At 59.1% G+C, this 15,230-nt stretch carries 12 protein-coding genes; all 12 read left to right on the forward strand.

Going from position 1 to position 15,230, the window contains the following annotated elements; translation table 11 throughout:
* Window positions 1–10: 10 nt before the first annotated feature.
* The 12 genes from fucP to IYV58_RS22880 all read left to right on the forward strand — a co-directional run bounded on the left by fucP (window position 11) and on the right by IYV58_RS22880 (window position 15,213).
* Window positions 11–1,345 (forward strand): L-fucose:H+ symporter permease, encoded by a 1,335-nt coding sequence (fucP, locus tag IYV58_RS22825; protein WP_195729275.1) that lies wholly within the window; start codon window positions 11–13, stop codon window positions 1,343–1,345.
* 1 nt (window position 1,346) lies between these two features.
* Window positions 1,347–1,736: a VOC family protein gene (locus IYV58_RS22830; protein ID WP_004124827.1), complete on the forward strand. Its 390-nt coding sequence runs from the start codon at window positions 1,347–1,349 to the stop codon at window positions 1,734–1,736.
* A 249-nt stretch (window positions 1,737–1,985) separates the two neighbouring features.
* Window positions 1,986–3,542, forward strand: a complete 1,557-nt coding sequence (locus IYV58_RS22835; protein ID WP_004124830.1) for a class I adenylate-forming enzyme family protein — start codon at window positions 1,986–1,988, stop codon at window positions 3,540–3,542.
* A complete protein-coding gene (locus IYV58_RS22840) occupies window positions 3,539–5,131 on the forward strand; it encodes an acyl CoA:acetate/3-ketoacid CoA transferase (protein WP_195729276.1) in 1,593 nt (530 codons plus the stop codon). Before IYV58_RS22835 ends, IYV58_RS22840 begins: the two co-directional genes overlap by 4 nt.
* An 11-nt stretch (window positions 5,132–5,142) precedes the next feature.
* The gene (fabG, locus tag IYV58_RS22845; protein ID WP_032720110.1) at window positions 5,143–5,877 is read left to right on the forward strand and encodes a 3-oxoacyl-ACP reductase FabG; all 735 of its coding nucleotides are present in this window, start codon (window positions 5,143–5,145) and stop codon (window positions 5,875–5,877) included.
* A gap of 11 nt (window positions 5,878–5,888) precedes the next feature.
* Window positions 5,889–7,079, forward strand: coding sequence for a thiolase family protein (locus IYV58_RS22850; protein ID WP_004124840.1), 1,191 nt, complete (start codon window positions 5,889–5,891; stop codon window positions 7,077–7,079).
* A gap of 135 nt (window positions 7,080–7,214) precedes the next feature.
* Window positions 7,215–8,552 (forward strand): MFS transporter, encoded by a 1,338-nt coding sequence (locus tag IYV58_RS22855; protein WP_004124842.1) that lies wholly within the window; start codon window positions 7,215–7,217, stop codon window positions 8,550–8,552.
* 13 nt (window positions 8,553–8,565) lie between these two features.
* The gene (locus IYV58_RS22860) at window positions 8,566–9,444 is read left to right on the forward strand and encodes an SMP-30/gluconolactonase/LRE family protein (protein ID WP_142983648.1); all 879 of its coding nucleotides are present in this window, start codon (window positions 8,566–8,568) and stop codon (window positions 9,442–9,444) included.
* A 74-nt stretch (window positions 9,445–9,518) separates the two neighbouring features.
* A complete protein-coding gene (locus IYV58_RS22865) occupies window positions 9,519–10,889 on the forward strand; it encodes an MFS transporter (RefSeq protein WP_162557762.1) in 1,371 nt (456 codons plus the stop codon).
* A 13-nt stretch (window positions 10,890–10,902) separates the two neighbouring features.
* Window positions 10,903–12,078 (forward strand): glycerate kinase, encoded by a 1,176-nt coding sequence (locus IYV58_RS22870; protein ID WP_004124858.1) that lies wholly within the window; start codon window positions 10,903–10,905, stop codon window positions 12,076–12,078.
* Window positions 12,075–13,232: a CdaR family transcriptional regulator gene (locus IYV58_RS22875; protein ID WP_004124860.1), complete on the forward strand. Its 1,158-nt coding sequence runs from the start codon at window positions 12,075–12,077 to the stop codon at window positions 13,230–13,232. The genes IYV58_RS22870 and IYV58_RS22875 overlap by 4 nt, the downstream gene beginning before the upstream one ends.
* 331 nt (window positions 13,233–13,563) lie before the next feature.
* The gene (locus IYV58_RS22880) at window positions 13,564–15,213 is read left to right on the forward strand and encodes an OFA family MFS transporter (RefSeq protein ID WP_004124862.1); all 1,650 of its coding nucleotides are present in this window, start codon (window positions 13,564–13,566) and stop codon (window positions 15,211–15,213) included.
* Window positions 15,214–15,230 lie beyond the last annotated feature (17 nt).

A 15,230-nucleotide genomic window follows, 5' to 3' on the forward strand; every position in this document is an offset into this window, starting at 1 on the left:
GGATAGCTCAATGAGTACGCTAATAACGGATAAGGTCGATAAAGCGGCGGTCCACCATGAAAAACTGGACACCAGCGCGTATTTAACGCACACCCCCTGGCTGCAATTTTTACTGGTCTGTTGCCTGTTTGCTCTATGGGGCATGGCGGGTAACCTGAATGATATTTTGATCGCCCAGTTTAAAAAGGGCTTCGATTTAACGGATACCCAGACGGCGCTGGTGCAGTCGATTTTTTTCCTCGGCTATTTTTTTGTCGCCCTGCCTGCGGCGGCGCTGATTAAGCGCTATTCCTATAAAGCGGCGATTATTATTGGGCTGTGCCTGTACGCCCTCGGCTGTTTCCTGTTCGTTCCGGCCGCGCAGATCATGACCTACGGCGCGTTCCTCGCCTGCCTGGGGGTGATCGCCTGCGGACTCTCTTTTCTGGAAACGTCGGCAAACACCTACTCAAGCCTGCTGGGCCCGATTCAATCGTCCACCCAACGCATTAACTTTTCGCAGATCTTCAACTCGCTGGGCGTGATTTCCGGCGTGCTGATTGGCCAGGTGATGGTCTTTGGCGAAAACGATCCGAGCCATGAACAGCTGCTGGCGATGCCCGCCGCCGCCGCGGACACCGCGCGCCATCAGATGGTCGGCCAGGTGGTCGGGCCCTATCTGATTATCGGCTCCGTGCTGGTAGTACTGGCGCTGGTGTTCGTGTTTATTAAATTCCCGTCGTGCAAGGGCACGCCGTCTCAACAGCAGCAGATCCCGACAGAAAGCATGGGACCTACGCTGAAACGCCTGTTTGCTATCCCGCGCTTTCGCCTCGGGATCCTGTCGCAGTTTTTGTACGTCGGCGCCCAGGTTGGCGTATGGAGCTTCACGATTCGCTTTGTGCAGCTCGTGCAGCAGGGCACCAGCGAGCACTCCGCGACTTACTGGCTGCTGGCTTCTCTGGTGATTTACGCCGTGGGTAAAACCGTGGCCACCTGGTTGATGAACCGCCTGAATCCGGCGCTGCTGCTCGGTACCTTTGCCCTGGCCGCCACTGTCCTTTTATTGGTCGCCGTGTTCAGCAGTTCAATGCTGGCGGTCTATGCACTCATTCTGGTCAGCTTCTGTATGGCGCCATGCTGGCCGACTAACTTTGGCCTGGTCATTAAAGGCATGGGGAAAGATACCCAGACCGCGGGCTCGATCGTGGTGATGTCGATTATCGGCGGGGCCGTTATTCCGCTGGTGATGGGCATTATCTCGGATATGAACGGCGGCAATATGCAAATCGCCTTTATCGCCCCGCTCCTGTGCTTTGTATATGTCGCTTTCTACGGTTTCTGGTGCGTGCGTAAGGGGGTATGAAATGCGTGAACTGGTTAATAAAATTGCTCATATCGGCTATCAGGTCAGCGACTTAACGCGTTCGCTGGCCTTCTATGAACCGCTGGGCTTTCAGCGCCAGCAGCGGTTTAGCAAACCTTCGCCGCAGGGCGCCATTGAAGTCGCTTTCCTTGAAATGGGGGGCGCCGTTCTTGAGCTGTACCAGCTGCCCACAGGAACGCCTTTTGACGCTCCTCGCTGCGGTATCGATCATCTGGCGCTGGAAGTTAGCGACCTGAATGCGGTGCAGCGGCGGCTGGCGGCGCTCGGTTATCCGCTCGATGAAGGGCCGATTGAGGAAGAAAATGTGCGCTTCCTGCTTATTCGCGGCCCCGACGGCGAACGGCTCGAGTTTGATGCCTTTAAGCGCTAAGCGGCCGGCCTGATTCCCTTCTCCCTTTTAGGCCCGGTTAATACGGGTCTAAAAGCGGGCTTCCTCTGGCTTTACAAAAACCGGGGTAATTCGAGGATTTCTCTCCCCTACCCAGCCTCTCCTGCCTATTGTGCAATGTTACAAAATTGCTTCTGTTTTGTTGATTTTCTATTGTGAGCCATTCGGCAATTTCCTCTCCTGAATTTCCCCAGACTACATTCAGTCAATACGCGATATCAGGAGAGACAAATGAGCAGCACCTCCGCCGACTTCCAGAATCTTTACCAGGCCCTGAGCCGCAGCGCCACCCGCAGCCCGGATGCGCTGGCGCTGGCGTTTGAGGATCGGCGCTATCTGTACCGCGATTTTCACCTGCGGGTACAGCGAGCGATGGCGCAGCTTGACCAGGTCTGGTCGCTGCGCAAAGGCGATCGAATCCTGCTGGCCTGGGGGAATCATCCCGCTTTTTGCGAAGTCCTATTTGCCGCGCTGGGTCTGGGCATCGAAGTGGTCCCTTTCAGCACTAAGCTTAAGCAGGCCGAAAGCGAGGAGCTGGTGGGTCATATCGCCCCCCGGGCCGTGCTGTTCGATGCGACCGTGCAGGACTGGCTGAAACACACTCCCGACGCCCGCTGCATTTCGCTCAGCGAATGGCAGGCGCTCTCTCTTCCCGATCCGCTAACCCGTCTGCCGACCCCGGTTAACCGCGATGATACGGCGGTGATGATGTTTACCTCCGGTACCACCGGCGAGCCTAAAGGGGCGATTATCACGCACCACAACCTGCTCTGCGCGATTGACGCTTACACGCAAAAACTGCATCTTACCGCCGCGGATAGCACCATTCTGGCGGTGCCTATCTATCACATCACCGGCCTGTCGGCGCTGCTGGCGCTGTTTATTAGCCTTGGCGCGAGCATCTGGCTACAGCACCGGTTCAACGCCCCGCAGGTAATCAACACCCTGCGCGAGCAGAACATTACCTTTCTGCACGGCTCGCCAACCATTTTTATCCTGCTTTGCCAGGCTGCGCGCGAGCAGAGCGCCAGCCATCCTGGCGATTTCCCCGCGCTGCGCACGATTGCCTGCGGCGCGGGCCACCTGAGCGACGGACTGATCGCGGAGCTAAAAACCCTGTTCCCGCATACGGCGATTCAGCCGATCTACGGTCTCACCGAAACGACCTCACCCGCGACGATTTTTCCGGGCGACGTCTGGGGCAGCGCTAAATGCGGCAGTTCGGGCCAGGCGATCCCCGGTCTCGCCATTACGATCCGCAACGATCGCCAGCAGCCCCTCCCCGCCGGGCAAATCGGGCATATCTGGCTAAAAGGCGATGTGGTGATCCGCGAATACTGGCAGCACAGCGAACGACGCCCGAGCTGCGATGCGCAGGGCTGGTTTTGTACCGGCGATCTTGGCTATCTCGACGACGAAGGCTGGCTGTACATCAAAGACCGTAGCAAAGACATGATCAATCGCGGCGGAGAGAAGATCTACTCGCTGGAGCTGGAGAACATCCTCTCTACCTATCGGGGCGTGCGGGAAGTTGCCGTGATCCCGACCCCCAGCCCGGTCTATGGCGAAGAGCCGGTGGCGTTTATCGTGCCGGACGGTCAGCACCACCTGACCAGCGAAGAGATCCTCGGCTGGCTGAAGGTCAAAATCGCCCGCTTTAAGCTGCCGGCGCGCATTATTTTCACCCGCGTTTTACCGCGTACCCATAACGGAAAAGTGAGCAAACAGCAGCTTAAAACGCGCCTCGCGGAATCCATCATCACGCTATCAACGGAGGATAAAAAGTGAGCAACAAATTTATCAGCGCCCATCAAGCGGCGCAGCGGGTCGCCAGCGGAGACACCGTCTGTACCGTCGGGATGACGCTTATCGGCGCGGCGGAATCCATTTTAGGCGCCATCGAAGCGCGTTTTCTGAGCGGAGGCGAGCCGCGCGATTTGACGCTGCTGCATGCCGCAGGGCAAAGCGATCGCCAGCGCGGTATCCAGCACTTCGCCCATCCGGGTATGGTGACGCGCCTCATCGGTTCGCACTGGGGCCTGGCGCCGCGCTGGATGGCGATGATCAACAACAACGAAGTGGAAGCCTGGTGTCTGCCGCAGGGGCAGATCGTTCATCTCTATAGCGCGATGGCTGCCGGACTTACGGGGCGCCTTTCCCCCGTCGGGCTCGGTACCTTTGTCGATCCGCGCATGGAAGGCGGGCGGATGAACGTCCGCACCCGCGAACGGCCCGATCTGATCGAGCACGTGACGTTTCGCGGCGACGAGTATCTGTTCTACCCGGCCATTCCTCTGGACGTGGTCATTGTGCGCGGCACCCATGCTGATGAAGACGGCAACCTCACGACCGATGAAGAGGTGATGAAGCTGGAAGTTCTGCACGCGGTTCTCGCCGCCAGACGCTATGGGGCGAAGGTGCTGGCGCAGGTGAAATATCGCGTGGCGAAAGGCTCGCTGCATCCGAAAAGCATCACCGTTCCCGGCAACCTGATCGACGCCATTGTGGTGTGCGAAGAGCCGCAGACGGATCACCGCCAGACCTCCAGCTGGGACTTCGATCCGGCGCTGTGCGGCGATATCCAGCTTCCCGCCGCGCAGAACGCGCCGCTGCCGCTCGACCTGCGCAAGCTCATCGGGCGGATTGCCTGCCGCTATCTGACGCCCGGCTGCGTCATCAATCTCGGCACCGGCATTCCCAACGACGTTATTGGCGCCATCATTCACGAAGAACGGCTCGGCGAGCAGGTCACCATCACCGTGGAGTCAGGGATCTACGGTGGGCAGCAGGCGGGCGGCGTTGATTTCGGCATCGGCCGTAATCTGAGCGCGATGATAAGCCACCAGGATCAAATGCTCTATTACAACGGCGCCGGGGTCGATATCACCTTTATGGGCGCCGGCGAGATAGACCCGCACGGCCACGTCAACGCCACGCGGCTCGGCACCTCCTGCCCCGGCGCGGGTGGTTTTATCGATATCACCCAGAATGCCCGCCACGTCGTGTTCTGCTCCTCTTTTACCGCCAAAGGGCTGGAGATCGCCTGTGAACAAGGAGCGCTGCATATCCGTCGCGAAGGCGAGGTACGCAAATTCGTCGCCGGGGTTAATCAGATTTCTTACAACGGCGAGCTGGCCCGCGCCAAAGGACAAACCATGCATTACGTCACCGAACGGGCGGTTTTCGAACTGCGCCCGGAGGGGCCGGTGCTGACGGAAATCGCCCCCGGTATCGATCTTGAGCGCGACATCCTGGCGCATATGGATTTTCGTCCGACGATCGCCACGGATCTTCAGGTTATGGACAGCCGCTTGTTCACCCCGCAGCCCTGCGGCCTCGCGGAACATCTGTCCCGGAATTCATCCTCTGACTCATAAGGAAATTAGCTATGAAACTTGCCAGTAAAACCGCCATTGTCACCGGCGCCGCTCGCGGTATCGGCTTTGGCATTGCCCAGGTGCTTGCGCGGGAAGGCGCGCGCGTGATCATCGCCGATCGCGACGCGCACGGCGAAGCCGCCGCTGCCTCCCTGCGCGAATCGGGCGCGCAGGCACTGTTTATCAGCTGCAATATCGGTGAAAAAGCGCAGGTCGAAGCGCTGTTTTCCCAGGCCGAAGAGGCGTTTGGCCCGGTGGATATTGTGGTGAATAACGCCGGAATTAACCGAGACGCCATGCTGCACAAACTCTCCGAAGCGGATTGGGACACGGTGATCGATGTCAATCTGAAGGGCACTTTTCTCTGTATGCAGCAGGCCGCCATCCGCATGCGCGAGCGCGGCGCGGGCCGCATTATCAATATCGCTTCCGCCAGCTGGCTTGGCAACGTCGGGCAAACCAACTATTCGGCGTCAAAAGCCGGCGTGGTGGGGATGACCAAAACCGCCTGCCGCGAACTGGCGAAGAAAGGCGTCACGGTTAACGCCATCTGCCCGGGCTTTATCGATACCGATATGACGCGCGGCGTCCCGGAAAACGTCTGGCAAATCATGATCAATAAGATACCCGCGGGCTACGCCGGGGAGGCGAAAGACGTTGGCGAGTGCGTGGCGTTTCTGGCATCCGACGGCGCACGCTATATCAACGGTGAAGTGATTAACGTCGGCGGCGGCATGGTGCTGTAAGGAGAAAAACGATGACACAGGCTAATGATATTGTGGTTGTCAGCGGCGTTCGTACCGCTATTGGCACCTTTAACGGCAGTCTTAAGCATACCCACCAGCATGACCTCGGGGCAGCGGTTATTCGCGAAGCGGTCAACCGCGCCGGGCTTGCGCCGCAGGATATCGACGAAACGATCGTCGGCAACGTCGGGCAAATCGCCGAAAGCGGCTTTATCGCCCGCATCTGCCAGCTACGGGCGGGGATCCCGCAGGAGAACACTGCCTATTCGGTTAACCGCCAGTGCGGATCCGGGCTCCAGGCCCTCGCGGACGGCATGATGCAGCTGCAAAGCGGCCAGGCCGAGGTGGTCGTCGCCTGCGGAACGGAAAATATGACCCAGCTCCCCTACTACCTGCGTAAAGCGCGCGATGGCTATCGCATGGGCCACGGCGAGCTGGAAGATGGGCTGATCTCCATTCTTACCTGGCCGGAAGGGCCTTATCACAACGGCATCACGGCGGAAAATGTCGCGCAACGCTTCGGTATCTCTCGCGAAGCGATGGACGATTTCGCCTGGGCAAGCCAGCAGAAAGCGCTGAAGGCGATCGCTGAGGATCGCTTCCGCGAGCAGATTCTGGCCCTTGAGGTGCCGGACGGCAAAAAATCGACCCGCCTGTTTGCGACCGATGAACACCCGCGCGACACCCCGCGTGAAAAGCTTGCCGCGCTACGCCCGGCATTTAAAGCCGACGGCGTGGTGACGGCGGCCAACTCCTCCGGCATTAACGACGGTGCGGCCGCGCTGGTGATGATGACCCGCCAGCAGGCGGAAAAACGCGGCCTCACCCCGCGCATGCGGATTCGCGGCTGGGCGGTTGCCGGCTGCGGCGCGGATATTATGGGGTTTGGCCCCTCTCCCGCTACCCGGCGTCTGATGGACCGTCTCAATATGGATGTCCACGCCATCGATTTAATTGAACTCAATGAGGCCTTCGCCGCCCAGGCGCTGGCGGTGATGAACGATCTGCATCTCGATCCGGCCCGCGTTAACGTCAACGGCGGCGCGATCGCCCTCGGCCACCCGGTGGGCGCCAGCGGTGCCATCCTGCCGGTCAAACTGATGTATGAAATGGCGCGCAGCGGCGCGCGCACCGGTCTGGTCACCATGTGCATCGGCGGCGGCCAGGGGATTTCTATGCTATTCGAGCGCGAAGGCGCTTAGGAAAAGACGGCCCGAAGTGGGGCTTCGGGCCGGGCGTCGTTCGGGTCAGCACCCGGCGACAACCTGTGAGCTGACGAACGGGATCGACGCGATCCCGGCAAGGCTTCTGACCACGAATACGGGGAAATAATAACCATGTCCGCAATAAATGAAAAGGCGGTAAACGGGACGCAGCTACAGCGCACCCATAAAAAGATCTACCGTCATTTGATGCCGCTGCTTATCGTGGCGTACATCATCAGCTTTATTGATCGTACCAATATTGGCATGGCGAAAGCGACCATGTCGGTGGATATCGGCCTTTCCGCAACCGCATTCGGCCTCGGGGCCGGGTTGTTTTTTCTCACCTACGCAGTGCTGGAGATCCCCAGCAACCTGTTTTTAACCCGGATTGGCGCGCGGCGCTGGATCGCCCGCATCATGATCACCTGGGGGATCATCTCCTGCGGCATGGCGTTTGTCACCGGGCCTACATCCTTTTACGTGATGCGCCTTTTGCTCGGCGCCGCCGAAGCGGGGCTGTATCCGGGCATTATTTACTACCTGACCCTCTGGTTTGGCCGCGAAGAGCGCGCTAAAGCCACCGGCCTGTTCCTGCTGGGGGTCTGTCTGGCCAATATTATCGGCGCGCCGCTGGGCGGATTGTTATTAAGCCTTGATGGAATGTCCGGCTGGCACGGCTGGCAGTGGATGTTCTTTATCGAAGGGCTGCCTGCGATAGCGCTGGCGTTCGTCGTCTGGCGCAGGCTGCCGGATAAACCCGCCGACGCCCGCTGGCTGGACAGCAACGACGTGCAGGCAATCACTGCGGTGCTGGAGAAAGAAGCCGAGGAGACGCGCCATACGCCGAGCCGTTTTTCCCTGAAAACCGCGCTCACCACCCGCGTATTTTTGTTGCTGGTGCTGATTTACTTTACCCATCAGTTTTCGGTTTACGGCCTGAGTTATTTCCTGCCAGGGATCATCGGTAGCTGGGGCCAACTGACGCCGCTACAGATCGGTCTGCTGACCGCCATCCCGTGGATCGCCGCCGCCGCGGGCGGGATCCTGCTGCCACGTTTCGCCCGGACGGAACAGCGTTCGCGCAGCATGCTGATGGCCGGGTATCTGGTCATGGCGACCGGCATGGCGATTGGCGCAATTGCCGGCCACGGCGTGGCGCTGCTTGGCTTCTCGCTGGCCGCCTTCATGTTCTTCGCCATGCAATCCATCATCTTTAACTGGCTCCCCTCGATCATGAGCGGGCATATGCTGGCGGGCAGTTTCGGCCTGCTTAACTGCCTCGGACTGTGCGGCGGATTTCTCGGGCCGTTTATCCTCGGCGCGTTTGAGGACCGCACCGGCGCGGCGACGTCCGGCTTATGGTTCGCCGTCGCGCTACTGATCGTCGGCGCGCTGGCATCTCTATTGATTAAAAGTTCGTCATCCTCTACCCCCGCCTCGGCAAAACAGGCCCGCGGCGAAAACGCTTAATCAGGAGCGCCTTATGCGTATCGAAGTGTTACTGGATTTAAAAACTCGCCTCGGCGAGAGTCCTGTATGGGATGTCGAGCAGCAGCGTCTTTGGTGGGTAGATAGCCTCGACGGGCGCCTGTTCGCCTGTAATGCGCAGGGCAGCGCGATTAAGAGCTGGGACGTGCGGCAGAAAATTGGCTCTTTCGCCCTGCGCCAGAACGGCGAAGGCGCGGTGGTGGCGCTACAGAATGGCGTTCATCTGCTCGACTTCGCCAGCGGCGAGCTGGCGTTGCTGCACCAACCGGAAGCGGATCGGCCCTTTAACCGGCTCAACGACGGTAAAGTCGATCGTCAGGGACGCTTTCTGTTCGGGTCGATGGATATGCGCGAAGAGGAGCCAAGCGGCGCGCTATATCGCCTGGATACCGATCTGTCACTGCACGTGTTGAAGAAAAATATCATTGTCTCTAACGCCCCCTGCTGGAGCCCCTCCGGCGAAACGTTCTACTTTGCCGATACCTGGACAGGCGAGATCGGCGCCTGGGATTACAACACCGCGACCGGCGATCTCTCTGGCGAACGAGTCTTTTGCCACGTCGATCGCAGCGAAGGCGGCGCGGCGGATGGCGCCACCGTGGACAGCGAAGGCTATCTGTGGAACTCGCTGGTCTACGCGGGCAAGCTGGTGCGCTACACGCCGGAGGGCGAGGTCGATCGCATCATTGAGATGCCGGTGAAAAAAGTTACCAGCGTGATGTTCGGCGGCGAAAACCTCGACGTGCTGTACGTCACCTCAATGGCGCAACCGCCGCTACCGCGCTTCCCGGAAGATAATCAGCTACGCGGCAGCCTGTTCGCCATTTACGACCTGGGTGTGACCGGCGTAGCGGAACGGCGCTTTGCCGGTTAAGCGAATCTCCGGCTCGCCGCGATAACAATAATACCCGGCGAACCCACTCTGACCCTGATACCTGGCGGCGCGCCATGCTGTCGCGACGCCGCGGAGTAAACACGACTATGACAACAATCAATCACACACCTGCCGGCGAACAAGGCGCAAAAAAGCGGCTGATACATCGTTTCTCCTGGGTTTCGCTGCTGGTTTGCTGGCTAATCTGGGTGCTTAACGCCTACGACCGGGAGATGATCCTGCGCCTTGGCCCGGTCATCTCTAAAGAGTTCTCGCTCTCGCCGGAACAGTGGGGCAACGTCGTCGCGCTGATTATGGTTGCCCTGGCGGTGCTGGATATCCCCGGCGCCATCTGGAGCGATCGCTACGGTTCAGGCTGGAAGCGAGCGCGCTTTCAGGTACCGCTGGTGCTGGGCTATACCGCCCTCTCTTTTATTTCCGGGATTAAAGCGATCAGCCACGGACTGACGGCGTTTGTGCTGCTGCGCGTTGGCGTCAACCTCGGGGCCGGCTGGGGCGAGCCCGTCGGCGTCAGCAACACCGCGGAGTGGTGGCCGAAAGAGAAGCGCGGCTTCGCGCTGGGGGTACATCATACCGGCTACCCGATTGGCGCGCTGCTGAGCGGCGTGGTGGCAAGCCTCGTGCTTTCCGCATTTGGCGAAGGCAGCTGGCGCTACTGCTTCCTGCTGGCGCTGATCGTCGCCATACCGCTAATGATCTTCTGGGCGAAATATTCCACCGCCGATCGCATCAACACGCTTTATCAGCATATCGATAGCCAGGGGATGACGCGCCCGGCGACGCAGGAAAGCAGCCATGTTGCCAAAGGCGAAGGGATGAAGACATTTTTACGCACCCTGCGCAACCGCAATATTTCGCTGACGGCGGGCAATACCCTACTGACGCAAATTGTCTATATGGGCATTAACGTTGTGCTGCCGCCGTATCTTTATCACGTCTCCGGCCTGTCGCTGGCGGCATCCGCCGGGCTAAGTATTATCTTCACGCTGACCGGTACCCTGGGACAGATAATCTGGCCCTGGCTGTCCGATAGCTTTGGCCGTAAACGTACCCTGATCGTCTGCGGTCTATGGATGAGTATCGGCATTGCGCTGTTCTATTTCGCCACCAATATGCCGCGTCTTATCGCCATTCAGCTATTTTTTGGCCTGGTGGCCAACGCCGTGTGGCCTATCTATTACGCAATGGCCTCGGACTCCGCCGAAGAACGCGCCACCTCTACCGCCAACGGAATTATCACCACGGCGATGTTTATCGGCGGCGGCATTTCGCCATTGCTTATGGGCTGGCTCATCCAGTTTGGCGGGGGATGGGAAAATCCGGCGGGTTATATCTACGCCTTCTTTACCATGGCGGGATGTGCGCTGCTGGGGATGTTGTTGCAGCTCATGACCACCGATAAAACGCCGCGCAAAGCGCATTAACGCAGGAGAACGCATGAAGATTGTTATCGCGCTGGATTCGTTTAAGGGCAGCTGTAGCGCGCAGGCCGCTTGCGCAGCGGTAGCACAGGGATTGCGCCGGGTTGACGCGGCGCTGGAGCTGGTCGAAATGCCCGTCTCGGACGGCGGTGAGGGATTGCTCTCGACCCTTGCGGAAAGTCCGCAGCTGAAGGGCGCGAGGTGGCAGCAGCAGCGCTGTACCTCGCCTTACGGTGTCTCCATGCAGGCCGCGTTTCTGATCCTGCCCGGCGAGCGGGCCATCATTGAGATGGCGCAAAGCTGTGGGCTGGAGCTTACGCCGAAAGCGCAGCGGGATGTGCGTCTGGCCAGCAGCTTTGGACTGGGCGAACAGGTAAGAGCGGCGCTGGATGCCGGTTGCCGGCGTCTGATTATCGGGCTGGGCGGCAGCGCGACCAACGATGGCGGCATCGGTTTTGCCCAGGCGCTTGGCGCACGGTTCTGGCGTAAGGACGGCACGCTGCTGCCGGTTCCCGCCGCAGGCCAGGATCTTGCGCATATCCAGCGCATCGATTTAAGCGAACTGGACCCACGTTTACGGCAAGCCGAAATTCAGGCCTCCTGCGACGTCACCAACCCTCTGCTTGGAACCGATGGCGCCACCTGGGTTTATGGCGCGCAGAAAGGGGCGGATGAGGCGGCGCTGAACGAGCTGGAGGCGGGTATGACGCACTACAGCCGGCAGCTTACGCAAACGCTCGGCTACGACGTCAGCGAAGTGCCCGGAGCCGGGGCCGCGGGCGGAATGGGAGCTGCGCTGATCGCCTATGCGGGCGGCACGCTGCGTCCGGGCATTGACCTGGTGCTGGAATTGCTAAACGCCGACCGTCATCTTAGCAATGCCGCGCTGACCATCGTCGGTGAAGGCTGGCTCGATCGTCAGAGCGCATTTGGTAAAGCCCCGGTGGGCGTAGCGGGCAAAGCCGCGCGCCATGGCGTACCGGTTGTGGCCCTTTGCGGAGGACGCGATGAGAGCAGTCGGCAATTATATCAACACCATATTGACGCGATGTGGTCTATCTGCCAGCGCCCTATGCCGCTGGCGGAGTCGATGAACACATGCGAACAGCTCCTCGCCGACGCAGCGGAGAATGTTCTACGAACCTTTCTGAGCGGACGGCGCGGAGAGGCACATAAGCGGATAACTGTATGATTATTACGACGGCGCTGGCTAATGAAATTGTCGCCCGGGCAATGGCGATAATTCATCATAACGTGAACGTGATTGACCATCATGGACAGATTATTGCCTCAGGTGAACGTCATCGTATCGGCGAACAGCATGAAATCGCTCGCGAGGTGATACGCACCGGTAAACGCATTTGTATTAATAACACCGTGGAAGCGGCGCGTTTTCAGAATGTGCATCCCGGGATTAATCACCCCATTATGTATGACGATCGTGTGGTGATGGTAGTGGGCATCAGCGGCGATCCTGCGGCGATCAGCCGCTATGCTGAACTGGCGGTGCTCACCGCCGAACTACTGGTCCGCCAGGCCATAGAGATGCGGGAAACTAACTGGCGACAGCGTCTGCGCGACACTCTGTTTTGTCAGTACCTTGAGCAAGGAGCCGCGCCCGCCGGACAGGAAGCGCTTCATCGCCTGGTGGAGCTCGGCTTCAGTTTTAATGCGCCGCTGATGCCGGTTGTGGTGACCGTGCAGGTCGAACAGCACCAGCTAAGCGAAGTACTGAGTACGCTGCTGCGGGAATTCTCGCAGCTGTCCGGGGTAAGGGACGTCATTTTGCTGGGCAGCAATGAAATACTTATCCTCAATACGCTATGCGACCCCCAGGAGACGATGCTGCGAGGCATCGAGTTTGTTCTCAGCAATCAGATCAGCCATTACCATATCGGGATTGGCGTGCAGGCGGACAACGCCCCGGATATTCGCGAGGCCATCCGATTCGCCAGGTCGGTGATTGAGGTGGGGAGCAAAGTGCAGCCGCAGCGACAAATCTACTACTTTCGCGAGATGGCGATGCTCTGCCTGTTTCGGGTGCTGGAGGACAGCTATATGGTGAATTTTTTTATCAATAACGTACGCCAGCTGCTTGAGCATGATTCCGGCGAAGTGCTGCTGGATACTCTGAGCAGCTTTATAGCCAATAACGCCGAGCCGGGCAAAACGTCGCTGCTGTTGGGGATTCATCGTAATACGCTCACCTACCGGCTGCAGCAGATTAAAAAGCATATTCAGCTCGATCCGATGGTCTTCACCGACCTGACGCAGCTGGCGGTGTCGGTACACTGCTATCGTCGGCAGAACCCGCGCCAGAGCGAATGGATTGATACCTTAAGCTAAAGAGCGGCGGGTGCTCTCGCCCGCCCTGCAGGGAAATACGCCTTAGCCATGTGCTCCGGCCATGTCCGGGAGGAGACGGCCCGAACGTACAGGTCGCGGCGTATCACTCTGAGACCGACGTTTATCAAAATAATAGCGCGCCCGGCATTTTTATCGCGAGTGGGGCGCCCGTCGCCGGTGGCGGGCTTTTCGCCTCAGCCGTTCGGCGAAGCTTGCTCGCTTCAGTCGCCATTTCTGTACATATTTTAATCAAATGGCATCTTTCTTGCCTTTTATCTACGTTCCCCGACGGCGGCATTCGTCGGCCAATATAGACAAAAAGGACAGGAAAATGGCGCAAATGAATGAAAACATCGCGACCGCACCGGTCTCTCCCTTACGCGATTTTTTCGCGAAACCCCGTATCATCGCCAGGCCCGGCTTTAACCGCTGGCTGGTGCCACCGGCCGCGCTGGCGGTTCATCTCTGCATAGGTATGGCCTATGGGTTTTCCGTTTACTGGCTGCCTATGTCGCAGTTAATAGGAGGAAGCACGTCCTTGCAATGCCCCGTCAATATGTCGTTCTGGCAGCAGCTGTTTACCCGCGATTGCGACTGGAAAATCTCCATGCTCGGCTGGACCTACACGCTGTTTTTTGTTTTTCTCGGCTGTTCGGCGGCGCTGTGGGGCAGTTGGCTGGAGAAGGTTGGACCGCGGCTGGTGAGCTTTATTGCCACCTTGTGCTGGTGCGGCGGCCTGCTGCTATCCAGCGCCGCTATCTATTTCCATCAGCTATGGTTGCTGTGGCTGGGGGCCGGGGTCATCGGCGGAATCGGTCTCGGACTGGGCTATATTTCACCGGTTTCGACGCTGTTGCGCTGGTTCCCTGACAAGCGCGGAATGGCGGCAGGGATGGCGATTATGGGTTTTGGCGGGGGAGCGCTGGTGGGCGCGCCGCTGGCAAACGGTCTGATGAATTACTTTGCCGGTCCGGCCGGCAACGGGGTATGGCAAAGCATTCTGGCGCTGGCGGCGATTTATGCCCTATTTATGCTTGCCGGTACCTTTGGCTATCGCCTGCCGCCCATGGGCTGGCATCCTTCGGGTGAGAAGGCGCAAAAAACGATCCGCAATAATCCCACCATCCAGGTGCACGTCCGCGTTGCCTGCCGCACTCCGCAGTTCTGGCTGCTGTGGATGGTGCTATGGCTCAACGTCACCGCGGGAATCGGTATTCTCGGTATGGCCTCGCCGATGCTGCAGGAGATCTTTGCCGGTAAACTGCTGTCGCTCGATCTCAGCTGGCATGAGCTGAACGGCGAGCAGCTGAAACGCATTGCTACCATGGCCGCAGGATTTACCGGCCTGCTCAGCCTGTTTAACATCCTGGGACGTTTTTTCTGGGCATCGGTGTCCGACCTGTGCGGGCGCAAAATGACCTTTGCGATTATTTTCTGCCTGGGCGCCGTGCTGTACGGGACGTTGCCGCTGGTGAATCACGGCGGCTATATCGCGCTGTATGTCTGCGCGATGTGCATTATCATTTCGATGTACGGCGGAGGCTTTGCCAGTATTCCCGCCTATCTGGCCGACGTCTTTGGTTCACAAATGGTGGGCGCGATTCACGGGCGCTTGTTAACCGCCTGGTCGGCGGCAGGGATCAGCGGCCCGGTGCTGGTGAACTATCTGCGCGAGTATCAGCTGACGCACGGGGTTCCGCCCGAGCGCGTCTATGATATTACGCTGATGGTCCTGACCGGCCTGCTGGTAATGGGTTTTATCTGTAATCAGCTGGTGCGTCCGCTGACGGAAGAGCATGCGATGACCGCGGAACAGCAGCAGCAGGCGAAAGGTCTGTATACTATCAATAAGGATGCCCAGCTCACGTGGGAGGCCCGTCCGTCCACGCTGCTGTTAACCGTAAGCTGGTTAGCGGTGAGCGTGCCGCTGTTATGGGGAGTCGGCACCACCCTCCAGCAGGCCGTGAAGTTCTTTATGTAGGTTCTTGCCGCCGATGC

It is taken from the genome of Klebsiella sp. BDA134-6, from assembly GCF_015601345.1.
Classification (GTDB): domain Bacteria; phylum Pseudomonadota; class Gammaproteobacteria; order Enterobacterales; family Enterobacteriaceae; genus Klebsiella; species Klebsiella grimontii.